This window comes from Paraburkholderia sp. BL27I4N3, from assembly GCF_003386115.1.
In the GTDB taxonomy this organism is placed as follows: Bacteria; Pseudomonadota; Gammaproteobacteria; order Burkholderiales; family Burkholderiaceae; genus Paraburkholderia.
This window is the reverse complement of sequence record NZ_QREJ01000001.1, coordinates 6,857,592-6,882,354: the sequence shown is the minus strand read 5'-3', so window position 1 is coordinate 6,882,354 and position 24,763 is coordinate 6,857,592. Positions and strand designations below refer to the sequence as shown.

At 61.5% G+C, this 24,763-nt stretch carries 23 protein-coding genes; 9 read left to right on the top strand and 14 right to left on the bottom strand.

The window, feature by feature from the left end; all coding sequences use genetic code 11:
• Positions 1-35: 35 nt before the first annotated feature.
• The 3 genes from B0G71_RS31325 to B0G71_RS31315 are packed head-to-tail and all read right to left on the bottom strand — an operon-like array spanning position 36 to position 3,751.
• On the bottom strand, positions 36-578 hold the full coding sequence (locus B0G71_RS31325) for a hypothetical protein (RefSeq protein ID WP_116146660.1): 543 nt from the start codon (positions 576-578) through the stop codon (positions 36-38).
• Positions 575-1,309: a methyl-accepting chemotaxis protein gene (locus B0G71_RS31320; protein WP_116146658.1), complete on the bottom strand. Its 735-nt coding sequence runs from the start codon at positions 1,307-1,309 to the stop codon at positions 575-577. The genes B0G71_RS31325 and B0G71_RS31320 overlap by 4 nt, the downstream gene beginning before the upstream one ends.
• Positions 1,310-1,354: 45 nt before the next feature.
• Positions 1,355-3,751 (bottom strand): HAMP domain-containing protein, encoded by a 2,397-nt coding sequence (locus tag B0G71_RS31315; RefSeq protein ID WP_116146656.1) that lies wholly within the window; start codon positions 3,749-3,751, stop codon positions 1,355-1,357.
• Positions 3,752-4,033: 282 nt separating this feature from the next.
• On the opposite strand from B0G71_RS31315, the gene B0G71_RS31310 reads away from it, so the two are divergent.
• Positions 4,034-5,806, top strand: a complete 1,773-nt coding sequence (locus B0G71_RS31310; RefSeq protein ID WP_116146654.1) for a phospholipase D-like domain-containing protein — start codon at positions 4,034-4,036, stop codon at positions 5,804-5,806.
• A 37-nt stretch (positions 5,807-5,843) separates the two neighbouring features.
• On the opposite strand, the gene B0G71_RS31305 is transcribed toward B0G71_RS31310, so the two are convergent.
• The 4 genes from B0G71_RS31305 to B0G71_RS31290 form a co-directional block, all read right to left on the bottom strand.
• A complete protein-coding gene (locus B0G71_RS31305; protein WP_116146652.1) occupies positions 5,844-6,545 on the bottom strand; it encodes a DNA alkylation repair protein in 702 nt (233 codons plus the stop codon).
• Positions 6,546-6,830: 285 nt separating this feature from the next.
• On the bottom strand, positions 6,831-8,276 hold the full coding sequence (locus B0G71_RS31300) for an efflux transporter outer membrane subunit (protein WP_116146650.1): 1,446 nt from the start codon (positions 8,274-8,276) through the stop codon (positions 6,831-6,833).
• Entirely contained in the window at positions 8,273-11,470 is a 3,198-nt protein-coding gene (locus tag B0G71_RS31295; protein WP_116146648.1) for an efflux RND transporter permease subunit, read from the bottom strand. Before B0G71_RS31295 ends, B0G71_RS31300 begins: the two co-directional genes overlap by 4 nt.
• 12 nt (positions 11,471-11,482) lie before the next feature.
• Positions 11,483-12,730 carry an efflux RND transporter periplasmic adaptor subunit gene (locus tag B0G71_RS31290; RefSeq protein WP_116146647.1) on the bottom strand — a complete coding sequence of 416 codons (1,248 nt, stop codon included), beginning with the start codon at positions 12,728-12,730 and terminating at the stop codon, positions 11,483-11,485.
• A gap of 360 nt (positions 12,731-13,090) precedes the next feature.
• Here B0G71_RS31290 and B0G71_RS31285 point away from each other — a divergent pair, with 360 nt between their 5' ends.
• Both B0G71_RS31285 and B0G71_RS31280 read left to right on the top strand, forming a co-directional pair.
• On the top strand, positions 13,091-13,831 hold the full coding sequence (locus tag B0G71_RS31285; RefSeq protein ID WP_116146645.1) for a response regulator: 741 nt from the start codon (positions 13,091-13,093) through the stop codon (positions 13,829-13,831).
• Positions 13,815-15,062 (top strand): ATP-binding protein, encoded by a 1,248-nt coding sequence (locus B0G71_RS31280; RefSeq protein WP_116146643.1) that lies wholly within the window; start codon positions 13,815-13,817, stop codon positions 15,060-15,062. The genes B0G71_RS31285 and B0G71_RS31280 overlap by 17 nt, the downstream gene beginning before the upstream one ends.
• 72 nt (positions 15,063-15,134) lie before the next feature.
• Here the strand turns inward: B0G71_RS31280 and B0G71_RS31275 are convergent, their stop codons facing one another.
• Together B0G71_RS31275 and B0G71_RS31270 are read right to left on the bottom strand one after the other, a co-directional pair.
• Positions 15,135-15,323, bottom strand: a complete 189-nt coding sequence (locus B0G71_RS31275; RefSeq protein WP_106281534.1) for a hypothetical protein — start codon at positions 15,321-15,323, stop codon at positions 15,135-15,137.
• Between the two features lie 683 nt (positions 15,324-16,006).
• Positions 16,007-16,258 (bottom strand): hypothetical protein, encoded by a 252-nt coding sequence (locus B0G71_RS31270; RefSeq protein ID WP_116146641.1) that lies wholly within the window; start codon positions 16,256-16,258, stop codon positions 16,007-16,009.
• Between the two features lie 311 nt (positions 16,259-16,569).
• Between B0G71_RS31270 and B0G71_RS31265 the strand changes: the two genes are divergently transcribed.
• Positions 16,570-16,845 (top strand): hypothetical protein, encoded by a 276-nt coding sequence (locus tag B0G71_RS31265; RefSeq protein ID WP_116146639.1) that lies wholly within the window; start codon positions 16,570-16,572, stop codon positions 16,843-16,845.
• Between the two features lie 44 nt (positions 16,846-16,889).
• Entirely contained in the window at positions 16,890-17,246 is a 357-nt protein-coding gene (locus B0G71_RS31260; protein WP_116146637.1) for a superinfection immunity protein, read from the top strand.
• 64 nt (positions 17,247-17,310) lie between these two features.
• Here B0G71_RS31260 and B0G71_RS31255 read toward each other — a convergent pair whose 3' ends face one another.
• The 3 genes from B0G71_RS31255 to B0G71_RS31245 all read right to left on the bottom strand — a co-directional run bounded on the left by B0G71_RS31255 (position 17,311) and on the right by B0G71_RS31245 (position 19,201).
• Positions 17,311-17,829 (bottom strand): hypothetical protein, encoded by a 519-nt coding sequence (locus B0G71_RS31255; protein ID WP_116146635.1) that lies wholly within the window; start codon positions 17,827-17,829, stop codon positions 17,311-17,313.
• Between the two features lie 213 nt (positions 17,830-18,042).
• On the bottom strand, positions 18,043-18,522 hold the full coding sequence (locus B0G71_RS31250; RefSeq protein WP_116146633.1) for a nuclear transport factor 2 family protein: 480 nt from the start codon (positions 18,520-18,522) through the stop codon (positions 18,043-18,045).
• Positions 18,523-18,535: 13 nt separating this feature from the next.
• Complete coding sequence (locus B0G71_RS31245; RefSeq protein WP_116146631.1) at positions 18,536-19,201, bottom strand: TetR/AcrR family transcriptional regulator; 666 nt, start codon at positions 19,199-19,201, stop codon at positions 18,536-18,538.
• A gap of 108 nt (positions 19,202-19,309) precedes the next feature.
• Between B0G71_RS31245 and B0G71_RS31240 the strand changes: the two genes are divergently transcribed.
• The gene (locus tag B0G71_RS31240) at positions 19,310-19,960 is read left to right on the top strand and encodes a YceI family protein (protein WP_116146630.1); all 651 of its coding nucleotides are present in this window, start codon (positions 19,310-19,312) and stop codon (positions 19,958-19,960) included.
• 90 nt (positions 19,961-20,050) lie between these two features.
• Here the strand turns inward: B0G71_RS31240 and tdh are convergent, their stop codons facing one another.
• Both tdh and B0G71_RS31230 read right to left on the bottom strand, forming a co-directional pair.
• Positions 20,051-21,082 carry an L-threonine 3-dehydrogenase gene (tdh, locus tag B0G71_RS31235; RefSeq protein ID WP_116149037.1) on the bottom strand — a complete coding sequence of 344 codons (1,032 nt, stop codon included), beginning with the start codon at positions 21,080-21,082 and terminating at the stop codon, positions 20,051-20,053.
• Positions 21,083-21,095: 13 nt separating this feature from the next.
• Positions 21,096-22,295: a glycine C-acetyltransferase gene (locus B0G71_RS31230; RefSeq protein ID WP_116146628.1), complete on the bottom strand. Its 1,200-nt coding sequence runs from the start codon at positions 22,293-22,295 to the stop codon at positions 21,096-21,098.
• A gap of 149 nt (positions 22,296-22,444) precedes the next feature.
• Between B0G71_RS31230 and B0G71_RS31225 the strand changes: the two genes are divergently transcribed.
• The 3 genes from B0G71_RS31225 (at position 22,445) to B0G71_RS31215 (ending at position 24,732) form a co-directional block, all read left to right on the top strand.
• Positions 22,445-23,083, top strand: coding sequence for a helix-turn-helix domain-containing protein (locus B0G71_RS31225; RefSeq protein ID WP_116146626.1), 639 nt, complete (start codon positions 22,445-22,447; stop codon positions 23,081-23,083).
• Positions 23,084-23,188: 105 nt separating this feature from the next.
• Complete coding sequence (locus B0G71_RS31220; RefSeq protein WP_116146624.1) at positions 23,189-23,587, top strand: DUF2471 family protein; 399 nt, start codon at positions 23,189-23,191, stop codon at positions 23,585-23,587.
• Positions 23,588-23,649: 62 nt separating this feature from the next.
• A complete protein-coding gene (locus B0G71_RS31215; RefSeq protein ID WP_116146622.1) occupies positions 23,650-24,732 on the top strand; it encodes a tyrosine-type recombinase/integrase in 1,083 nt (360 codons plus the stop codon).
• Positions 24,733-24,763 lie beyond the last annotated feature (31 nt).

The window sequence follows — 24,763 nt, the reverse complement described above, 5'->3', positions numbered from 1 at the left end:
CGCGTCCCCGCTCACAACGGCTAATCAACTCACGGTCAGAACAACTCCAGCTCGCCGCTGGTTTCTTCGACAGCACTCGTATCGGCGACGAAGTCGAGCGGCGCATCCGCGCACACGCACACTGTCGCGGCAAGCCGCACGCCGGCGTCGAGCGTGATCGAATACGACGACAGCAAAGCCGGTTTCAATTCATGCAAATGCGGCAGGCAACGCGCGTTCAGCACATAAGGCGTCGACATCCCGAGGTCGGGGAAATAGCGCAGCAACTCCTGATTCATCGCTCCGCAACACAGATTGCAGATTTCCAGAAAGGCTTCCTGGAAATCGCGTTCTTCTATCGAGTCTTTCAGGTAGTAGCTGCGCGTGCTGTCGTCTTCGTCGAAATGGAGGATCAGCAGCAATCTGAACACGATTGACGAAATGGTCAGCACAACCACTTGCGTGTCTTTGGATACGTCAATATTAGCGTCGGCTATCGGCGCGATCTCGCACAGATCGCCCGAATCCAGCGGCAAGCGCGCCTGCGCCGCCTTGCGAAAAATGCGGTCGAAGCTTTCTCTGGCGTGGGCCGAGATCACGCCGCCACCTCGTGCAGCTTCGAATGAAACTGGTTGGCCAGCGATTCGACGCTGGCCAGCGACGCCGCGATCATCTTGCCGCCCGCCTGAATGTCCTGAAACGTGGACGTCGTGGTCAGGTCGTTGCGATGCAGGCTGTCGCGATAGCTTTTCGACAATTCTTCGGAACGCGCGGCAAGCGCGCGCACTTCACTGGCAACCACGGCAAAGCCGCGACCCGCCGGCCCCGCGCGCGCGGCCTCGATCGACGCGTTCAGCGACACGATCACCACGTGTCGCACAATCGAAGACAGCTCCTGATTCTTCGCATGCATGTCGTGGTTTTGCGTCATCAGCGAGATCATCTGTTCGTGCCAGCGCTCGAATGTCGCGCCGAGACTCTTCAAACGCTCGGCTTCGCCGGCAATCTGCCGCGCGTGATGCGCCAACTGGTCTTTGTCTTCGCTAGCCGACTTCAGTGCCGCTCGCAGTTCGTCAGCGTTGCTTTGTTGTTGCGCGAGTTCCTCGCGCAACAGTGTGGTCAACGCGTGCAGTTCCTGCTCGGCCTGCTCTCGCTTGCGAATGGCTGCGCCGTGATCGGCCCGCTCAGCCTCGAACCTGGAGATGCTGGCTTGCGCTTCGGCACGCAGCCGTGCCGTCAACTTCACGCTGTGCAGCCTGTGCGCGGCAAATGCAAGCAGCGCGGTCACCGCGCTGCTTGCTGCCACCGCCATTACATACTGTTGAATCACAACCGTTCCCTTCGATTTGCGTCGCGACGTACGCCGACCAGGCGCTCAGTCCGCCATCGCGTCGAGTTGCAGTGTGCCGGCTTCGCCTCGCGCTTCCATGCCGAGCGCATCGACGGCAACGTTGTCCGGCAGGCAGACGATCGTCTGGAACTGACGGAAGGCCGCGCCTTTGCGGTCGTCGGTGAAGCGCAGTTCTATGCTGCCGTTCGCACGCTTGAGGAAGTCACGCACGGCGTCCATGCCGACACCACGGCCCGACAACTCCGTGACCGTTTCCGCGGTCGAGAAGCCCGGCCGGAAAATGAAATCGGCGATCGCTTCGTCGCTCGGCGTGTCGTCGCGGCCGATCCAGCCGCGCTCCATGGCGATGCCGCGAATGCGTTCGAGCGCGAGGCCGCGGCCGTCGTCGCTCAGCGTGATTTGCAATGCGCCGCTGTCCACGCCGACTTCGATATCGATCGCGCCGGCCGGCGCCTTGCCGTGGGCGCTGCGCGCCTCGGCGGTTTCAATGCCGTGATCCATCGAATTGCGCAGCAGATGCATGAACACGTTGTTCAGCGTGCCGCCCGCCTGGCCACGCAGACGGTAACCGTTGTCGTCGATATGCACGGTCGGCGCGGGCTTGCCCAACTCGCTCGCCAGCGAGGGCAGCGAGTCGAGCACGCCGGAGAGCGCGTCGCGCACGCTTTCGCTGCCCAGTGCGCGCAGCGTGCGGCGCAGCGCATCGCGCATCGACTGAAGTTCGTGCAGTTCGCCGGCGTTGGTTTGCTCCAGCATGCTCAGCGTGTGCTGGATATGGTCTTTCGCGACCATGACGTAGTGGCCTGAATTGGCGGCGTCGTTCGTCTGACCGTTGCCCTTGCTCTTGCGGCCAAGGCTCTGCTCGTTGATCTTCGCGTAGCTGTCGATGGCATCGCGCACGCGCGTCAGTTCGCGCATCAGATGCTCCTGATCCCACGAACGATCCGCGTCCGGTTGGCGCAGTTCGTGGTAGCTCTGCTCGGTTTCGTGCACGACGTTGGTCAGATGCTGCAGGTTGTAGGTCCGCGCATTGCCCTTGATGGTGTGCATGTTGCGGAACAGTTCGGCAATCGCGGCGTGATCCGCTTCCGAATGCTTGCGAATGATCCGCTCGTTCTCACTGATAAAGCCCGCTGAGCTCTCGATGAAGTGGTGGAACTTCTCCTCACTGACCGCGAGAATCTCGCCGATCATGTCGAGGCGCCGACGTTGTTCGCTGGCTTCGGCGGCCAGCTTGCGCAACTCGGTGACGTCGCGCACGCACAGCATCAGACGCTGGATCACGTCGTTTTCATCGGTAATCGCCGACCAGCTCAGGTCGAGAATCTTCACGCGGCCGTCCGGCATGCGTTTGGAAATTTCGCCGACCAGCAGATGTTGATTGAACGCGAAGTTAATGCAATCTTCGCCGAGACACGCATGCGCCGCGGCATCGACTTGAGAGAGTGCGTCCGAACCGAGATCGGTATCCGCGAACACCAGATCCATCAGGCCGCGCCCGGCGATATCCTTCGTTTCGAAGATGTCTTCCAGATATGCCGAGTACTCGGAGTGGATCACGGCGCCGTCGATCACGGTCAGAATGCCTTGCTGCATGTTCTGCAACATCGCCTGAATGTCAGCGGTTTTCTGCTTGAGTTGTGCCGAGCTTTCCTGGATCTTTTCGATCATGCCGTTGAAGGCGACGATCGAATGGCCGATCTCGTCGAGCCGTCCGACCGGCACGCGCCGTGTGAAGTCCTGGCTCGAAGCGATCTCGCTCATCATCGCCTGCATGCGGCTGAGCGGGCGCGTGATCTGCCGGTAGAGCAGCGAGCCAATGGATGTCAGCAGAATGATCGCGATGCCCGTGACGACGGCGATGGCCGTGGTCGTAGTCGAAAGCGTGGTGTTCAGCGTGCTGATTGCCTCGTCTTTCTCGCGGTTCTTCTCGACGCGCAAGGTCTCGACAATCCCTTCGAGTTCGTCGCGATACTGCGCGACGTTGGCGAACAGATACGCCTGCGCGAGTTCGTTCTTGCCGTCGGCCTTCATTTTGGCGGTCTCGGCAATCGCGGAAAAATAGTTCTCGAGACTGTCGTTGGCCTGCGAAACGAGGCCCTTCTGAGCGTGGCTCGCGGCATCTTTCGCTTGCAACGCGAGCGCCTGTTGCAGCGCGGCGCGCTTCTTCTTCAGTTCGTCCTGCGCCTGCGCGACCATGTTGGCGTCGGGCGCGTACACCAGCGTCATCGTGGCGAGTTGCACGTCCTTGACTTGCGACACGAGGTCGGCGGAAGCGAGCGCGCTGGGCACGACGCCTTCCGTTACCTTGCGCACCTCGGCGGCGCTGCCGCGTGTCTGGTAGACGGCGTATCCGCCGATCGCCGATAACGCGACGAACATCAAAACGACCAATAACGTGATGCGATGACGAATAGTCATGTGAACCCCCCGGGGTCTGGCCTTCGCGCCAGCCCTCGTTGGGAGCAGCGCGTTTTATGCGAAATTTGGTCTGACTTGCAGCGCTGCGGAGTATTGCGTAGGCATGTTACTAAGCGATGACTGAAGACTTTTTTAAAGCGTGTTCAACGCTCTAAATTAATGGCTAAAGTTTCCGCATAAAACGCCGTTAACTAGTGCCATTTTTTGATTTTTGTTCTTGTCACCATTTCAACAAACTGCGCATCCAGACTAAAGCTCCATTCGACATCATGGAGCCAAATGATGAATGTAAGCGTGCGCAGCTATCTGTCCCCGACCCTCGTCCTGCTCGCTTTCGATTGGCCCGAAGGCGGCACGCGCGAAGACTTCCTGGGTTTCGCCATCAAACGGACGCCGGGCTTTCTCTCCGCCGACGGACACGAGCGCGAAGCCAGCAGTTGGCTGCCCAACCGGCTGACCTTCAAAGGCGTGGTGCCTGACACACAGAAAGACGCGCCCACGAATGAAGCGCCCATTCAGAAATTCATGTGGTGGGATGCGCGAATCGACGAAGCGGATCGGGAGAAGTCGTTCACGTATCTCGTCTATCCAGTGGTCGGCGCGCCGGAGGCGCCGCAATTGCTCGACGCCCAGAAGGGCGAATGCAAGCTGACCCTGCCCGCGCATACGGAAGCGAACATTGGCTCGTGGTTCAACCGCGCCGTGGTCAGTTCGCAGGCGTTCGCGCGCAAAGTCGCGGCGCTGCATCTGGCGCCGGATGCAGCGCCGTCGCCGGAGCAAGCGTTGCGCCTGCGCACATGGCTCGCGAACGATCTGCAGGAAGTCTTCGCGCTCACGCTCGGCCATGCGCATCGCGCGGCGTCGGCGGTGTATCACCTGACCGATCCGCTCTGGGCGATTCCCGCCTTCGAGGCCTTCGGCAAGAAGCAGGGCAAAGCATCGCTTGCCATCGTTTACGACTCGCACAAAGTCTCGCAGAAGGGCAAGCCGCCGGCGCCGTCGCCGAATCAGCCCGCAGTCGATCAGCTCGCCGATTTCGCCACCTTCGCGCCGCGTGACAAGACGCACATCATGCATGACAAGTTCATCGTGGTGGACAACGGCAACGGCGAGGCCTCGCCGGCTCGGGTGCTGACGGGCTCGGCCAACTTCACCACCGAAGGCATCACGGAGCAGGCCAACGTGCTCCATCTGTTCGATTCGCCGGAATTGGCCGCGCTGTATAGCGAACGCGCCAAGGCGCTCGCCGGCAATCCGAGCATTGCCGCGACGGCCAGGCTCACGCCGGGCTGGTCCGACTCGATTGCGATCGGCAGCGCGAAAGTGCGGGTCTGTTTTTCGCCGGAAGCAAACGACTCGCGTTTGCAGATCGACACGATCGTCGACGCCATCAACAACGCGAAACACTCGGTGGTGTTCTGCCTCTTCATGCCGACCGACGCGCCGCTGCGCGATGCCTGTTTCGCGGCCGGCGACAAAGGTCGGATGATGTTCGGCCTGGTCAACCACATCAGCCCGACGTCGGCGCAGGCTGCGGAGGAAGCGGAGAAGAACGGACAGATCGTCTCGACGACCGCGCTCGCCAACATGGAGTTGTATCACCGCGGCCGCGACAAGCACGACGTGATCGACGCGGAGTATTTTTCACCGGCAACCGTGCCGGCAGGCTTCGAACCCGAGTTGCGCCTTTTTCCAGGTGAACACGCGCCGAGCTACGCGCCGGTCATCATTCACCACAAGTTTCTCGTCATCGATGCGGAGGGTCCGAATCCCATCGTCTACACGGGCTCAGCAAATATGAGCAACAACTCGGAACATTTCAACGACGAGAACCTGCTGGAGATTCGCGACCGCCGCATCGCCGGCACGTATCTCGCGGAATTTCTACGGCTCTACGAACACTATCGGGCGCGCGCGTTGGCGATACGGCAAAAGAACGACGGCACGCATGAGAGATTGATGCTGGCGCCGGACGGATCGTGGGCAAAGAAGTATTTCGTTGCGGACAGTCCGGAAGGCAAAGCGCGTGTGGCGCTCGCGCACGGCGGCGATTAAACCGCTTGTGGGCGAATGCAAGGTGGTCGAAGCACCGTCAGCGAATCGGCGGAAGATGCTTCGACGCCTCGCGCAAGGTGAGCGGCGAGACGAGCTCTCGCGACGCCGATAGAAAATCGCTCACCGCCTTGGGCGCATGCCGCGCGTAATCCCGCAGTGCCCACCCGATCGCCTTGCGGATAAAGAAGTCCTTTTCCGCAGCCAGCGAACGCGCGTAGCCGAACAGGCGATCTTCGTCGGTATGCCCGCGCCAGCCGAGTTGATGAATCATCGCGATGCGGCGCACCCACATGGATTCGTGCAGAAGCGCCGCATCCATTGCGGCCTGGACTTGCGCTTGCGGCGTCTGGATTCGCGCCGCTTTCAGCACATGACCGACCACGGCCGCGAGGGGGTCGATCGAATCCCACCACGAAGCGTTCTGAGCGATAGTCAGCAAATGCGCGATGTCAATGACGGCAAGTGTTTTGCAGTTGCGCGCCAGCAGATCGGTCGCGACGTACTGGTATTCGCGCGCCGGCATCGTCCATAAGCGATTGGCACACGCCAGCAAGTGATCGGCGTTCTCCACCGGCAGCCGCTTGAAAACCGGCGTTACCGCTTGACGACGCAGCGGCGTCGGCACACCGATAAAATTGAACTGGTGACGCATATAGGCGCGCATGGCGAGCGCGCGCTCCGCGTCCGCATGGGGAGCAAGCGCCGCCTTGATTTCCTTGACGAATGCGTTGGGCGTCATTGAGGAAAGTGCTCGACGTGACCTTCACCGCACCGGCCGACGTCGTGCTCATGCTTCGCGTGCATGGTGATCTCCCGCAGGGTTGGACGTCCATTGGATGGAAGCGTCGAGTAGACGTGGATCGAATCGTAGTTTGCTGGGAAATGAGCGTCAAGGTCACGGAAAACACTGTTCAATAGTCCCGGACTTCTGCTCCCGCATTCCCTCACCTTTAGATTTAAAGTGCGCACCCAGGTAGCGATATTCTCACCTCGCCGGCTCCCGAATCTTCTCACCTGTACGCTTTCAGCCCTGCTCCCAACCTCCGCCCAACACCTTGTACAAAGTCACGAGATTCGCTTGCCGCGACAGCGTATCCGTCGCGAGTTGCTGTTGCGCGGTGTAGAGCGTGCGCTGCGCATCGAGGAACGTGAGAAAGCTATCGGTGCCCGCCTTGTAACGCGCTTCGGCCAACGTGTAGTACCGCTGCGAGGACGCCACGTATTCGCGATCCGCCTGCACCTGATCGACATAAGTGGCGCGCGCCGTCAGCGCATTCGAAACCTCCTTGAACGCCGTCTGGATCGTGCTTTCATAGTCGGCGACCTCGATCTGTTTCTCGATCTTCGCGACATCGAGCGATGCCTTGTTGCTGCCGTAATCGAAGATCGGCATCGACACGCTCGGCGCAAATGCCCACGCTCCGGTGCCGGCCTTGAACAGGCTCGAGAGCGTCGAACTCGACGTGCCGGCCGTCGCGGTCAGCTCGATCTTCGGAAAAAACGCGGCGCGCGCGGCGCCGATGTTCGCATTCGCCGCCTTTAACGCGTGCTCCGCCTGCACGATGTCAGGACGACGGGTGAGCAGCAGCGACGGCACGCCCGCACCGATGTCGGCGAACATCGACTCGTCGTCGAACGGGCGGGCGGGCGGCAGGTCATCGGGAATCGGCGCGCCGAGCACAGCGACCAGGTTGTTGCGGTCCTGCGCGACAGCGCGACGGTAAGACGCAAGACTCGCCTTCGCGCTCGCCAACGAGTTCTCGGCCTGTTGCACGTCGAGCAGAGAAGAATTGCCCAACTCCTGGACACGCTTCGTCACGTCGTAGGTCGACTGATCCGCCTTGACCGTGTCTTCGGTCAACTGCAACAGGCGTTCATCGGACAGCAAGGTCAGATAGTCGGTCGCCACCGTCGCGATCAGACTGATCCGCGTGCTTTGCCGCGATGCATCCGTTGCGAGATAGTTTTCCAGCGCCTGACGCTTCAGGCTTCGCAGGCGTCCAAAGAAATCGATTTCCCACGACGTCGTGCCGACGTTGAGGTCGCTGGCACTGCTCGTCACGCCTTGGGTCCGCTCACGAGTCAGGCTGCCGCTTGCGCTGATCGACGGCGCGAGCGCGGCGCGCGTGATACGGTATTGCGCTTCGTATTCCGCGACGTTCAACGCCGCCACGCGCAAGTCGCGGTTGTTCGCGAGCGCGATTTCGATCAATCGTTGCAGGCGTTCGTCGCGAAAGAAAGTACGCCATGCAGTATCGACGGCAAGCGGCGATGTGGCGGCCGTAGCGCTCGCGCTGTTTGCCGCTGTGCTCGTGCTCGTGCTCGTGCTCGTGCTTTCGTAAGCATCGCCTTGCGGATACGCCACCGCCACCGGCGCTGCGGGCCGTTCATAGTGCGGATCGAGCGTGCAGCCCGCGAGCACGGCGAGCGCAAACGCCACTGCACCGGCACCGAGTTTGAGTCTCATCATTCAACACCTTCCTGTTGCTTGGGGTCGCCGTGTTCGCCGAACAGGCGTCGCACGACGACGAAGAACACCGGCACGAAGAAAATCGCGAGCAACGTGGCGGCGATCATGCCGCCCATCACACCGGTGCCGATTGCATGACGGCTCGCCGAACCGGCGCCGCTGCTGATCACGAGCGGCAAGACGCCGAATATGAACGCGAGCGACGTCATCAGAATCGGCCGCAGCCTCAGCCTGGCGGCTTCGACGGTGGCCTCGATCAGTCCACGGCCCTGCGCTTGCAGATCCTTGGCGAATTCGACAATCAGGATCGCGTTCTTGGTTGACAGACCAATGGTCGCGAGCAGGCCGACCTTGAAGTAAATGTCGTCGGAGAGCCCGCGGATATGCGCGCCCAGCACCGCGCCTAGCACGCCAAGCGGCACCACCAGAATCACCGCGATCGGAATGGACCAGCTTTCGTACAGTCCGGCGAGACAGAGGAACACGACGATCAACGAGATCGCGTACAGATAGATCGCCTGAGAGCCGGCGATGCGCTCCTGGTACGATTGTCCAGTCCAGTCGATGCCATAGCCCGCGGGCAGTTTCTTGACGAGCGCGTCGACGGCGTCCATTGCCTGGCCCGTGCTGGTATTCGCACCGGTTTGCGCGGTGATTTCCATCGCCAGCGTGCGGTTGAAGCGCTCGATCTGCGGCGGCCCGAAGGTCCATTTGCCGGTGGCGAAGGCGGAGAAGGGCACCATCTCGCCGTCGTAGCCGCTGGTGGTCGTGGTGCTCGTACTGCTCGTTGTGCTGGCCGTACTTGTACTTGTGCTCGTCGAAGCAGTGCTCGACCGCACATACCATCGGCCGATGTCCGACGGCATCATCCGGTACGGCGCGTCGGCCTGCACGTAGACCTTTTGAATCCGCCCCGTATCGACATAGTTGTTCACATACGACGAGCCGAACGCGGTCTGCAACGTGTCGTTCACATCGGCAATGGAAAGTCCGAGCGCGCTCGCCTTCTCACGGTCGATGTCGACATGGAACTGCGGCGTGTCGTCGAGACCGCCGGGGCGCATGCCCGACAGCGCGCTGTCTTTGGCTGCGAGCGCCAGCAGTTGCTGGCGGGCGGCCATCAGCTTGTCGTGACCTTGGCCCGCGCGATCTTCGAGTTCGAAGTCGAGGCCGCTCTGCGTGCCGAGTTCCTGAATGGCAGGCGGATTGAGCGCGAAAATCTGCGCGTCGCGCGTGGCCGCGAAGTGCATGTTAGCGTGCTGGATCAGCGCCGCCGCCGAGCCGTCCTTGCCGCGCCGGGTGCTCCAGTCCTTGAGCTTGACGAAGGTCAACGCGTTGTTCTGTCCGGAGCCGTTGAAGCTGAAACCCGTCAGCGCGATGATCTTGTCGACCTGCGGAAGCCCGAGATAATAAGCTTCGACCTTTTTCACGGTCTCCAGCGTCTGCGCGGCCGGCGTGCCGACCGGCGTGGAAATCGACGTGATGATGATCCCCTGATCCTCGTCCGGCAGGTACGACGACGGCAGTTTCATGAAGAGCAACGCCACGACGCCCGCGATCAAGACGTAGATCACCATGTAGCGCATCGGATTGCCGATCACACGCGAGACCGCCGAGTCGTAGCGATCGGTGCCGCGCGCAAGCACGCGGTTGAACCAGCCGAACACGCCACGCTTCGCGTGATGCTCGACGTCCGCGCGCCGTAGCAAGGTCGCGCACAGCGCCGGCGTGAGTGTGAGCGCGAGGAACACCGAGAGAAGCATCGCTGCGACGATCGTCACGGAGAACTGCCGGTAGATCGCACCGGTCGAGCCCGAGAAGAAAGCCATCGGAATGAACACGGCGATCAAGACCGTCGTGATGCCGACCAGCGCGCCGGTGATCTGCTTCATCGCCTTGCGCGTGGCTTCGACGGGCGACAGTCCTTCTTCGGCGATCAACCGCTCGACGTTTTCGACGACCACGATGGCGTCGTCCACCAGCAGGCCGATCGCCAGCACGAGCCCGAACATCGACAGCACGTTGATCGAAAAGCCGACCGCCGACATCACCGCGAACGTGCCGAGCAAAGCAACCGGCACGACAATGGTCGGAATCAGTGTCGCGCGCAGGTTCTGCAAAAACACGTACATCACGACGAAAACCAGCATCACCGCTTCGACCAGTGTCTTCACCACTTCTTCGATCGAGATCTTCACGAACGGCGTGGTGTCGTACGGATAATCGACTACCACGTTGCGCGGCAACTGCCCGCTCATTTCGTCGAGCTTCGCGCGCACGGCCTTCGCCACGCTCATGGCATTCGCACCGCTCGCGAGCTTGACTGCGAGCGATGCGGCCGGCTTGCCGTTCAGGCGCGAGTCCGTACTGTAGTCGTCGCCGCCCACCTCGACGCGCGCGACGTCCTTGAGCATGACCTTCGAGCCGTCGCTATTCACACGCAACAGAATCGCGCCGAACTGCGCGGGTGTGGTGAGCAGGCTCGACGCGGAAATCGTCGCGTTGATAGCTTGCGTTTTCGTGGACGGCGAACCGCCAATCTGGCCCACCGAGAGTTGCACGTTCTGATTCGTGATCGCGGTGGTCACGTCAGCCGTGGTCAGTCCGACTGCCTGCAACTTCACCGGGTCGAGCCAGATGCGCATGGCGTGTTGCGCGCCGAACAGCGTGACGTCGCCCACGCCGTCGATCTGCGTAAGCGGGTCCTCGATTTGCGTCGCGATGATATTGCCGAGATCGATGGAATTCATGCTGCCGTCCGTCGACGACAAGGACACGATCATCAGGAAAGCGTTGGCCGCTTTCGCGACCTGCACGCCTTGCTCCTGAACCGTCTCCGGCAGCGACGAACTGGCCTGCTCGACCTTGTTCTGCACCTGCACCTGAGCAATGTCCGCGTTGGTGCCCTGCTGAAATGTCAGCGTGATACGCGCTTGTCCCGACGAACTGCTGGTGGACGACATGTAGAGCAGATGGTCGATGCCGCTCAGCTTCTGCTCGATCACCTGCGTGACGGTAGTGGCGATCGTTTCCGCCGAGGCGCCGGGATAGGTGGCGGTGATCTGCACGGAGACCGGCGCCACGCTCGGATACTGTTCGACCGGAAGCGTCCCGATGGAAGCGCCGCCAATCATCATGATGACGATGGCGATGACCCACGCGAGAATCGGTCGGTTGATAAAAAATCCTGCCATGAGAATCTCGCTTTAACTATGTGCTGCCGACGTGTTGTCCGCGGTGGCGGGCGTACCCGATGCGCTCGATGCACCCGATGCGTCCGCCGCAGCGGGACTTTCGACCGGCTTGACGAGCGCACCGGCGCGCGCATTCTGCGAGCCCGCGACGATCACGCGATCGCCCGCCTTGAGGCCGCTCGTGACGAGCCAGTCGCTGCCTGATGCGGTGTCGGCGGTCACGGCGGTTTGCGCGACCTTGTTGTCGGCGCCGACGGTGAGCACGCTGGCCGAGCCGTCCGACGCACGCGAGACCGCGAGTTGCGGCACGGTGATTGCCTGCTGATTCACGCCTTCTTCGAGTCGCGCGCGCACGAACATGCCGGGCAGCAACACGCCGTCCGGATTGGGAAACACGCAGCGCAAGGTCACCGAACCGGTGGTGGCATCGACGGTGATATCGGAGAACAGCAGCTTGCCGGGTTGCGCATAGGTGCTGCCGTCTTCCATCACCAGATGAACGACGGCGCCGTCCGTTCCCGACTGCTGCAATTGCCCGCTCGCGAATTCCTTCTGCAAGCGCAGCCAGTCCGCGGAAGAGCGCGTGACGTCGAGATACATTTCCGTGGTTGCTTGCACGGTTGCGAGCGCGGTGGTCTGTTCGGCAGTCACGAGCGCGCCTTCGGTCACGCTCGATTTGCCGATGCGGCCCGCAATCGGCGCCACCACCTTCGTGTAGCCGAGGTTGATCGCCGCGGTCTTTAACGCAGCGCGATCGGCGACCACGTCGGCTTTTGCTTCGTCCAATGCGGCGACGGCGTCGTCGTAGTCCTGGCGACTCACGCCCTGGATTTTCGAGAGCTCGGCATAGCGCGCGGCCTTGGTCTGTGCGGCGCTGGCAGTCGCCACTGCTTTGGCCAGCGTGCCGACTGCCTGGTCATAAGTGGCTTGATAACTGGACGCGTCGATCTGATACAGCACGGCGCCGGCCGCGACTTGCGAGCCCTCGGTGAACAGGCGCTTTCTGACGATGCCTTCAACCTGCGGCCTGACTTCGGCGACGCGAATCGCCGAGAGCCGCCCGGACAATTCCGTGCTCGACACGACGGCATGCGGCGTGATCGTTTCTACGCTGACTTCGGGAACCGACTGCATCGGCCCGTGAGACGCCTGTTCGCCGCAACCCGATAATATGAACGTGGCAGCGGCAACGGCCGCGGCAAGAAGCGTGAACGCCGGCGCGCGCCGCAACGGTTCGACCGCGATGGAGAGAGTGGGCATGCTATGAGCATCCTTCTACTGGATTCGACCAAGGGCCGCCCGGCATGCGCCGTTCGCTCGCGAAGAGCCCACGCAGCGCCGCGCGGGCGGCAAGATGGGGCCCAGCATAGAGAGCTGCGTCTTACGGTGGCTTAGAGAGGGATTACGACGTGTAACGCGGTGAGGAGTCATCGCGTGGAGGGGCGTGAAGGGACGCGATAGTTCGCGCAGGCCACTCGAACTGGCGCCGCTACAGTAATAAACTGTAAGCACGGTTAAGAACCCGAAACCGCCGGCGCCGCGCGATTCGATATATTTCGACGAGCGACAGGCGCGCGCAAACGCCGTCAGTCAAATGTCCTCATCGATCAGGGCCCAGCCATGTCAGACACGCCCATCCAGGTTTTACTGGTCGACGACGACGCCGACCTCCGCGACCTGCTCCGAACCTTCTTCCAGCAACGCGGCATCGAGATGTCCGTGCTGCACGACGCCAATCATCTGGCTCGCCGGCTCGAACGCGAACGGCCGTCCATCATCGTGCTCGATCTGATGATGCCGGGCATCGACGGACTCAGCGCTCTCAAGCAATTGCGCGCCAACGGCGACACGATTCCCGTGATCATGCTGACCGCGCGAGCCGACGATGTGGATCGCGTGATCGGTCTCGAACTCGGCGCCGACGACTATCTCGGCAAACCGTTCATGCCGCAGGAATTGCTCGCACGCATTCATGCCGTGCTGCGCCGGCATGCGCAACCGGCGCCTGCCGCGACGACGCCGGTCGAGAAGCGCGAGGCGCTGCGCTTCGGCCGCTTCCGGCTCGATTTCGCGAGCCGTACGCTGTTTCGCGACGACGAGCCGCTCAAGCTGACCGGCAGTGAATATGCGTTGCTTGAAGTGCTCGCCCTGCATCCCATGGAAACACTGTCGCGCTCGAAGCTCGTCGATCTGCTGCACGGCCCGTATTCGGAAGTGACCGAACGCGGTATCGACGTGCCGGTGTGGCGCCTGCGCCGTCTGCTCGAAGATGATCCGGCCAATCCGCGCCTGATTCAGACCATACGCGGCACCGGCTACATGTTCGTGCCTGGCGGCAGTGACGATGACCAATCCCTTTAACACACTGTTTGGCCGGCTCTCCTTGATGACGGTGAGCCTGATCGTGCTGGTGCACATCACCGCCCTGCTGCTCGTGGACCGTGAGCGCGGGCAGATCGATACGAGTCATGCGCGGCAGGCGCTGCTTCTGGCTGTCCAGGCCGAACACGACGGCGCACTGGCCGCGTCGCACGTTTCGGCGATACTCGGCGTGTCGTATGTCAAGGCGGGCGACGCAATCGCGGCGGGCTGTCCCGCGCCATGCGAGAACACGTCGGGTCCATTCGAACGGGACCTGCGCGCGAAGTTGCCGCCGGGCAGCCAGGTAGTGGCCAACGCCGATGACGGCACGGTGTGGGTGCACTACGCGGGCTACTCGGACTGGCTCAAACTGCAGAATTCGATGCTGCCGCCACGGCGCTTTCTCGGCGCATCGGCAACCATGCTGGTGCTTGCCGTGATCATGGCGTTGGTTGGCGCCTGGCATTTGCAGCGGCCATTGCATCGGCTTGCGCTTGCGGCGCGTGAATTCCGCATCGGCCATCGCGCGCCGGTCGTCGAGGCGAGCGGTCCGCGCGAGTTGAAGGAATTGATCGGCGACTTCAATCAGATGGTGCATGAGCTTGCGCAGGCCGACCAGGAACGCGCGGTGATGCTGGCCGGCGTGGCGCACGATCTGCGCGCGCCGATCACGCGCATGCAGGTGCGCGCGGATCTTCTGCCCGACGAAGCGAACCGTCGCGGCTTTTTGCGCGACGCGGAGTCGTTGTCGCGCATCGTCACGCAGTTTCTGGATTTTGCGCGCGAGACCGCGGATACGTCGCCGCGCACTAACGTCGACGCGCATTGCCGCCGGCATTACGGCGACAGTCTCGCCGACGATGCACTCGTGCGTCTGAATCTGCACGCCGGCGACGGCTTCGAGTTGCCGCTCGTCGACCTGGACCGGATTCTGACGAACCTGATCGAGAACGCACTCACCTATGGTGAACCGCCGGTGGAAATCTCGACGTCACGGCATAACGGCCGCTTTACGCTAGAGGTGCGCGATCACGGCGGCGGCATTCCCGGCGGTCAGCTCGACCGCGCGCTGCAACCCTTCGTGCGACTCGACGAAGCACGCAGCGGCGATGCGCATTGTGGCTTGGGCCTCGCGATCGTTCGGCGTCTGGTGCGCTATAACAGCGGCGCTTTTCATGCGGATAATGCGGCCGACGGCGGGTTCGTGGTGTCGATGACGTTTCCGGCGTAGTTGCTCTCGTGATTGTGCAGATGAACTGTTCGCACGGTTGCCGCGCGTGAACTCACGCACGGCGTGTATCGGTCAGGATTGAACGACGTTGCCGGGAACGACGATCGCACCGTGAGGCCCATCGCCCCCACCGGGGCCACCGCCGCCGGGACCACCGTGACCCGGACCGCCGCCACCCCAACCCGGAGGCGGTCCCCACCAGCATCCGCTCAAGGTTGCGCTCAAGGCGGCTAGCGTCGCGATTGCCAATAACTTCTTCATGCTTTCTCCCTTCGATAAGTCTATGGTCACGTCACGTCGTCGTCCGTATCTGGAGTGGCGACGTCGCGTGTCATGCGCAACTTATCAACCGGCGAAAGATCATGTTTTACGAAGCCGTTACAAGCTCGGTGGTGAAAGGCGCTTGCTGCGAAACTCGTGAGCGCGTGTGTGGCCCGATGGCGCAGGCGACGTGACTTTTTGCAGCGTCGCGCGGGCGAGCTGATGCGTTCACGCTTTGTTTGTATATGGAAGAGGATGTAAGCAGATGGGCGGCATCGGCACTGCGTCGATGCCCTTCGAGGTGAGGTGCTTGGGCGCTTGATGCTTCACCGTCGGCGCTATGAATCGAACTCCCTGGAAATCCTCACCTTGTCATCGGTGCGAATTCAACGCGGCGATGACTCACCTCCTGGAATCGCTCACCTTTGCCGGCTTGTCTCATGAAACGGCTCACCTAGACGTCTTTGTCTCTGACTAAGGTGCGGCTCCCGCTCCTGGGACTGCTCACCTCTCAGCAAATTTTAACTGTCTGTCTCCTGGAAAGCTTCACCGTTGAACGTAATGAAGCGACCTCCTGGAATTCCTCACCTTTGATCGTGGTGGTGCCGTCTCCTGGAATTCCTCACCATTCACCGGTGTGGCGCTATCTCCTGGAAATCCTCACCATCCTGGAACGGCTCACCTCAACGAGCGACCCTATCGGCAAGCCAGACGACTGCTTTTATTGCGGCGTCGAGTGCTTCTTCCTTCGAAGCAAACACGGCACCCGAATAGTATTGGACCGGCGTCCAGGCTCCGCCGTCTTCAACATCGCGGCGAAACTCTTCAAATCCGTAGGTGCTGTCTGAACGCAGGAACAGATCCACGCACCGGTTGTGCTCATCGTTTTCGATGCTGTCGAGCACCAGCGAAGACTTGTCGATACGTGATGACATTTCGAATCTCCACTCGCAGACCGGATTCACACTTTGTCGTTGTCACGACTTACCCGTCGGGATGCTATCACCGCGGGCGACTCCCTGTTTTCGGCCACCCATAGACCATTCGTAATCGGCTTTTTTAAGCGCGGGGATGCCCGGAATCCCGCCATGGGCAGCGCCTCGTCCCATTGTTCGGTTTGTAGCAACTGTGATTTCAAACTATCGGCATAGAAAAAAGATAGGCGCCAACTAAACTGCATCTTGTCAGCAGCGCGCGTCCCATCCGGTTCGCGGTGCTCCTAAAAAAATCGCATTGGAGGTTCATCATGAAAAGCAAACTTCTCACAGCCTTGCTCGTCGCAGCCACTACCGCTTTCGCTGCTCCTGCATTTGCTAGCGGCTACGGTCCAGCACCTTCGTATCGTCCGTCGGTCGGCGCCCCCGCTTCGCAGCGCGGCCAAAGCGCGCAAACCGTCGCAGCAGAACGCAACGACGCAGTCGGTTCGGTCAATAGTTCGTACGGTGGCGTCGTAACGTCGTCCTCGGAATCCGGCAGCCGTCAACCGGACCAGTCGTTTGGTCGTGTGTACGCAGGTCACTAATCTGAAAAGTCGTGTGCGTACCAGGGCTGTGGCGAGGTGTCGAAATGTTGAAGATTATCGAAGGTGCAGCGGTTCTGGGTGCGCTGATGTTGTATCTGGTACCCGCAATGATTGCGGACGCCAGAGAACGGAAAGACGCCTTTGCGGTGACCATGGTGAACATCCTGCTCGGATGGACGGTGATCGGTTGGTTCGCGGCGCTGATCTGGGCGAGGCATCCAGTGAGCGATCGCCGTCTGAAGCACTTCGCGATGCGGGCGCAACGCGCGGTCGCGCGAATCACCATCGATACAATCGTCGCTCGCGCTGAATGCCGTGGTAGTTCGATCCCGGCATTCAATCCGCGTGTTGTGCCGATCGTTGCGCGCATTGCGGCGCGTAGTAGTAGGCGGAAAATTTAGCTCGGGCTGCTGGTTGCGTGGCATCTTCGGATGACCGCGAGCTATCGGGGTATCGAGAGTTCCGTTAGAACTTCACCTTCAACTGAAAGCCGATCGTGAACGGAAGGTCATCTGACGGAATCGGCGGAATCACAATGAAGTTCGCGCCCACGCGCTTGTATTCGACCATAACGATAGGCGCGACCACCGGCCCGACCGTGTGGTTGCGGCCCAAGCCCCAGTTGCCGTAGTTATAGCCCGAGATAATCCCGCCGATGGCCGCGATCCGCACAATGCCCCAGTGCGCGAATTCGGGCGCCCATACCCCGCCACCGTAATACGAAGGCCGGCGCAACGAGTTGCGAAAGCCGCCGGCAGTCAACGCCCATTGGTTATTGAGCCAGCATTCGACGCCCAGGCCCGGGTTGAACTGCTCGAAGTGCGTGTTCGGGTCGGGGTTGATGTGATACGAACCGAGCATGGCGTCGACCCATATGCCGCCCTCGCACCAGTCGCCGGCATGCGCGGCGGTGGCAGCGGCGAAGCTGGCAAAGAGCGCTACTGCGGTACGTCGAATGTTCTTGTTGATCTGCCGAAAATGCATGTCCTCTCCGCCACCGGTCGAGCGCCGGCGTCATCTATGTTCTGGGTATGCCTGCTTGCCGTCCGTCGCGCACTGTACCTCAAGCCGCACACACGATGTTGAGGACACGCTCGGGCGCGCGGGCACAAGACGTGCCCGGTAGCGCAGACACAACAGTAACGGAGAACCGATGGCAGAGCGGTGAACGCGCCTCACGCGTTCACCCGCGGAAGGTCAAAGACCGAGATCGGACAGGCTCGGATGGTCGTCAGGGCGGCGGCCGAGCGGCCAGTGATAGAGACGGTCGGCTTCGCGGATCGGCATATCGTTGATGCTCGCGTGACGGTGCGCCATCAGCCCGTGCTCGTCGAATTCCCAGTTCTCGTTGCCGTACGAGCGGAACCAGTTGTTCGAATCGTCGTGCCATTCATAGGCAAAACGCACGGCGATGCGGTTATCGGTGAACGCCCACAGTTCCTTGATCAAACGGTAATCGAGTTCTCTCGCCCATTTGCGGCGCAGCAAGCCGACAATCTCCGCGCGACCATTCGTGAATTCGGCGCGATTGCGCCAGATGCTATCCACGGTGTAGGCGAGCGACACGCGCTCGGGGTCGCGGGTATTCCAGCCGTCTTCGGCGGCACGCACTTTCTGGATCGCGGTTTCGCGTGTGAAGGGCGGCAGCGGCGGGCGGGTTTCGATTGTGTCGGCCATGATAATTCCTCAGTCAGGTTGCGGTTCGCCGGGATGGCGGTCGTTTGCTTGGCGGTATGCCTGGCTCGCACGCACACTGCGCGTCGAGCAGGACTTGGGCTGCGGCTTGCGCGTCTAGTGCGGCATCGGGCTCGCCGCTCACCAGCGCCACGGCAATGGCGCCATCGAGCAGGATCAGCCATTGACGCGACAGGCGCGCCGCGCGGCGGGTGTCGAGTTCCGACTCCGCCGCGAATGCATCGCATTCGGTTCGCACGAACGCCAGCAGGCGTTCCTTGTGATGGCGCGCGACGATCCGGATCGGGTCGTCCGCGGAGGCAATCTCACCGGATGCATTCAGAAACGCGCAACCGTGAAAATCCTCCGATGCAAACCATTCGCGCAGCACTTCGAACATGCCGAGCAGGCGTTTTCGCGCCGTCTTGCCATGCCGTTGCGTGCCGGCGATAAACCAGTTCATCCAGCGCTCATCGCGCCTGTCGAGCGCGGCCGCAACGAGCGCGTCTTTCGATTCGAAATGCGTGTAAAAGCTTTTGCGCGCTGTGCCGGACTGCTTGACGATCGCGTCCACGCCCGTTGCGTGAATGCCGCCGGCGTAGATCAGCGCCTCAGCCGCGTCCAGCAGCCGCTCGCGCGCGCTGCCGGGTGTGATCGATTCAGTGTGAGTTTCGGTAGCCATGAACGAAGAGTAGAACGATCATTCTCCCTCGTCAAGTCTTTTGCGTTTTTGCAGCGGGAAGGTGCGACCTGCTATCTTGTGCACGATCGGTCAACGGGAACGAACTTCATGAGCACACTGACTCTCCGCGCCACGATCGCGCGCGCCTTGCTCAGCGCAACGCTACTGACGGCGATGGCCTGCACGCCTGTGCAAGTGCTTACGCATACGGTCAGCCAGAACGAGACGCGCGTGCCGCCCGGCCGCTACGAAATCGATCCGGATCACTGCAGCATTACCTTCGACATCGATCACTTCAAGTATTCACGCTTCACGGCGCGCTTCGATCGCAAGAAGGGAGAACTCGACTGGAACGAAGGCGGTCTCGACAAGAGCACGGCATCGGTGACAATCGACGCGGCGAGCATCGATACGAATGTGCCGTTGCTGGACAAGATGGTGAAGAGCGCAAACATGCTCGACGTGGAGCGCTATCCGGAGATTCGCTTCGTCAGCACGCGTTTTGAGCGCACGGGCGAATCGCGCGGCACGTTGACTGGCGATCTGACGATTCGCGGCGTCACGCAACCGGTCACGCTCGACGTCACCTTCAACGGTTTTGCCCCCGATCCGCTCACGAAAAAAGACACGCTCGGCTTTTCCGCCGAGGGTCATTTCAGCCGTGCGAAGTTCGGTTTGGCAACGTGGTATCCGGCCGTCGGCGATGATATTCATGTGCGTATTCAGGCCGAGTTCGTCAAAACGCCCGCAGGCGGTTGAGCGCGGTGCGGGCGTTTTGAACCATGCGTTTGGCGCTGTGCGCGCGCTGCTACGATAGCGCGCGTCAAAGCAGATTCACCACGTGTTAACTCACGCGGCCGTCCAGTCGAGAATGACCTTGCCACTCTCGCCTGAGAGCATCGTGGCGAACGCTTCCTGATAGTCGTCGACCTTGAAATGGTGCGTGAGGATCGGCGAGAGATCCAGCCCGCTTTGCAGCATCGCGACCATCTTGTACCAGGTCTCGAACATCTCTCGCCCATAAATGCCCTTGATTTCGAGGCCTTTGAAGATCACCTGGGTCCAGTCGATCGCGGTCTGCGCGGGCGGAATGCCGAGCAGCGCAATCTTGCCGCCGTGGTTCATCGCTTCGAGCATGCTGGTGAACGCGCTCGGCACACCTGACATTTCCAGCCCGACGTCGAAACCTTCGGCCATGTGCAGATCCGCCATCACGTCGCGCAACGATTCGCGCGAGACATTGACCGCGCGCGTCGCGCCCATCTTGCGCGCAAGTTTGAGGCGATAGTCGTTGACGTCGGTGATCACGACGTTGCGCGCGCCCACGTGTTTCGCGATCGCCACCGCCATGATGCCGATGGGTCCGGCGCCGGTAATCAGCACGTCCTCGCCGACCAGATTGAACGACAGCGCAGTGTGCGTGGCGTTGCCGAACGGATCGAAAATCGCGGCGAGGTCGTCGGAAATCTCCGGCGGAATCTTGAAGGCGTTGAAGGCCGGAATCACCAGATACTCGGCAAACGCACCTTCGCGATTCACGCCGACGCCCACCGTATTGCGGCACAAATGCCGGCGCCCCGCGCGACAATTGCGGCAGAAACCGCAGGTGATATGTCCTTCGCCCGACACGCGATCGCCGATCGCAAAGCCGCGCACTTCCTGGCCCATTTCGACGATTTCGCCCACGTATTCGTGACCGACGTGCATCGGCACGGGAATCGTTTTTTGCGCCCAGTCGTCCCACTTCCAGATGTGGATATCGGTGCCGCAAATCGCGGTGCGCGTGATGCGGATCATCACGTCGTTGTGACCGACTTCGGGTTTCTTGACGTCCGTGAGCGTGAGGCCGGGAGCACGTTCGAGTTTTGCCAATGCTTTCATGTGCGCCTCCGTTTTAAATGACGCCGAGTTCGCGGCCGACGCGGGCGAATGCATCCACCGCGCGGTCGATCTGTTCGGGCGTATGGGCGGCGCTCATCTGCGTGCGAATGCGCGCGCGGCCCTTCGGCACGACCGGGAACGAGAAGCCGATCACGTACACACCTTCTTTCAACAGTGCGTCGGCCATTTTCGAAGCAAGTTGCGCGTCGCCGAGCATGACCGGAATGATCGGATGTTCGCCGGGCACGAGCGTAAAGCCGAGCGCGCTCATTTTGCTGCGGAAGTGCGCGCCGTTTTCGCGCACACGTGCGCGCAGTTGCGCGCCTTCTTCGCTCGCCAGCAGTTCGAGCACTGTCAGCGAAGCGGCGGCGATGCTCGGTGTCAGCGTGTTCGAGAACAGATAGGGACGCGAGCGCTGCCGCAGCAACTCCACGATCTCCTTGCGCGCGGCCACGTAGCCGCCCGATGCGCCGCCGAGCGCTTTACCCAGCGTGCCGGTAATGATGTCGACGCGCGACAGCACGCCGCAATGTTCCGGCGTGCCGCGCCCATGGTCGCCGACAAAACCCACCGCGTGCGAATCGTCGACCATGACGAGCGCGCCGTAACGGTCGGCCAGATCGCAGATGCCGGCGAGATTGGCGATGATGCCGTCCATGGAGAACACGCCGTCGGTCGCGATCAGTGTGAAGCGCGCGCCGGCGGCCTTCGCTTCGACCAGTTTCGCTTCGAGATCGGCGAGATCGTTGTTCTTGTAGCGAAAGCGCTTCGCCTTCGAGAGCCGCACGCCGTCGATGATGCTCGCGTGGTTCAGCTCGTCGCTGATGATGGCGTCGTTTTCGTCGAGCAAGGTTTCGAACAGACCGCCGTTTGCATCGAAGCAACTGGAGTAGAGGATGCAATCGTCGGTTTGCAGAAACGCGGCGAGCGCGTGTTCCAGATCTTTATGCACGGTTTGCGTGCCGCAGATGAAACGCACGGACGCCATGCCGAAGCCGTCGTTGTCGAGGCCTTGCTTGGCGGCATCGATCAGCCGCGCGTCGCCGGCGAGGCCGAGGTAATTGTTCGCACAGAAGTTCAGCACGTCGGTGCCGTTAGCCAGACGAATGTCAGCCGATTGCGGGCTGGCGATCACGCGCTCGTTCTTGTAAAAGCCGTCAGCGCGAATCTGCTCGAGGGTGCCGCGCAGATGGGCGAGGTAAAGGTCACGCATGAACCAGACTCCTGAAATGGGTGATGGCGCCTGTGTCAGCGTGTTCGGCATGTGCGACCACGAGGCGGCCTGTTATAGTCGGCTGTCAGTTTTATCGGATATTTTCGTTTTTCCGAACTAAAATCCGGTATGTCGAACAACTCTAAACGATGGGTCAGGAAATGGCAAGTTCGGGTATCCGCCGCGCCGCAGTCAACGCGGCGCCCACTTCAGGCGTAATGTCGGTGCCGGCAGTCGCGGCGCCGCCGCGCGTCGGCGAACAGATTCAGCGTTTGCGCGCCGAACGGCGCATGACGCTCGACGATCTGTCGCGCGCGGCCGGCGTGTCGAAATCGATGCTCTCGGAAATCGAGCGCGACAAGGCCAATCCGACCATTGCGGTAGCGTGGCGTCTGACCAATGCGCTCGGCGTCAGCCTGGATTCGCTGTTTGCGCCGCAAAAGACGCCGGAAGCGATCGCCGTCTCCGGCCCGCACGAGATTCCCACGTTGAGTGGGCACGACGCCAGGTATCAGTTACGCGTGTGGGGGCCGATCGAGCTGGCCGGCAAGTTCGAATGGTACGAGTTGACGCTGCAGCCGGGCGGGGCGCTGGTATCGAACGCGCACGAACCCGGCACGCGCGAGCATCTGACCGTGCTGCAAGGATCGATTGAAATCGAGGCCGCAGGCGCGACGAAGCGGCTGAAGTCAGCGGACACCGCGCGCTATGTCGCCGACGAGCCGCACGCGATCCGCAACGCCGGCAAGGGCGAGGCGAAGGCGCTGCTGGTGGTGATCCACGGCTGATTTTTCGGCGCACTGTGGCTAGCAGTTGGCGGAATCGACACTTCGGCTGAGGTTGCATCCGACACTGTATATTTGTACAGTACAGGGTATCGACTGGAGCCGATCATGAACAACCTGACAACCGACTCGACCGACCATGCTCTGGCCGCGCTGCGCTATCAAACCGCGGCCCGCGATCTCGAACGAATCGTGCGCAATATTGCTACGCGCTACATCGTTCAGGAGGTGCCGCTCAGCTGGCGTCTGCTGCATGCCATCGAGGCCGAAGCGCTGGCTGACCTCGGCTTCGCCAGCCGGCACGACGCAGTGATGCTTGGCCTTTTTCAGCGTCCGTCCGATCTGCCGTATCCGGAAACGGACGAGGCGGTGGATTTCGGAACGTCCACGGCACTGCCTGCGGTGTTCGCCTTCGCGGTCAGTGCTTATGAGGAGGCGGCACGTCGCGCTGCGCAACCGTCGTCGGAGAACGCGCCTCTCAAACGTGCACGCGCCTGGGGCGACTGACCGACAGCTGCATTTCCATCGGTTGCCACCTACAATGCGTGCAACTAACAGAAAGAAAGCTCATGTCACCTCCCCACCTGACCGACTCGGTCCCACGTCCTGCGCCGTCCACCGATCTCTTCGATCAGCAACGTGAAGACTGGCGTCGCGATCCGCAAATCGCTTTCGACGCATGGCTTGCCAAGCAGCATTTCCGCCGTTCCTCCGCTGAGGTCTACCAGGCGCAATGGGGGCTTTTTCTCGAATGGCTGAGCGTGCGCCAGAAAAGTCTCGTCACTGTCGATGCTCATGCGATTGCCGAGTTCGTCGCTGGTCTCGACGTTAAAAAAACTCAACGTGTACGGTATTTGCGGCTGATCGAACGGGTGCTCGATCATGTGCGCGAAATCGAATCCGCTTCGACCAATCCGGCGCGCTTCATTGCTCAGGATGGCGAAGCAGCGTGGCGGAACGCGCGCGATAACGAGCCGACCGGCTTTCTCAGTCACGCGGAAAGAACGACGCTGATTGCGCATCTGTTTTCGCCGTTACCGGATTTGTCCGCGGCGCAACGTTGGAGGGAGCGGCGCGACCGCGCTTTGATCGCTGTGTTTTTAGGTGGCGGGTTGAAGACGGGCGAGGCCGCAGCGCTTACGGTTAGTTGCGTGAATGCCGGAACGCCCTGGGTGACGATCGAGTCAGCCAACCCGATGCTCACACGGCGTACCCGGCTCGCGCCGTTCGCCGCGGCGATTCTCGACGCGTGGCTGGCGGAACGGCGGCTCTCGGAACTGGCCGGCAATCTGGTGTTTCCCGCATCGCCTTCCGGAAGGCCCATGCATAAAGCCACCATGCTGCGCGCGGTCGACGCCTTGGTCGACGGAGCCGGGATCGCCGAGTCGCGGGCGTCGCGAGCCAGTCCGCAAACATTGCGGAATACGTTCGCGGCGGATCTGTTCGAAAGTGGCGTCGAGGCGGAACTGGTCGGACAATGGCTGGGATTTGTTCAGGCGGTGTCGGCTAACCGTCTGTACCGAGCATGGCAAAACTGGATGGATCAGCAGGATTCTCCCGCCGCCGACGTTCCGGATCCAGCGGTCACACCCTTACCCGCACCTAGACGCGACGGGCGTTTGACGAGGAATGGGGGAGCCGGCGAGCCCTGAAATTCCTCACCTTTCGGGTCCCGAATTTCCT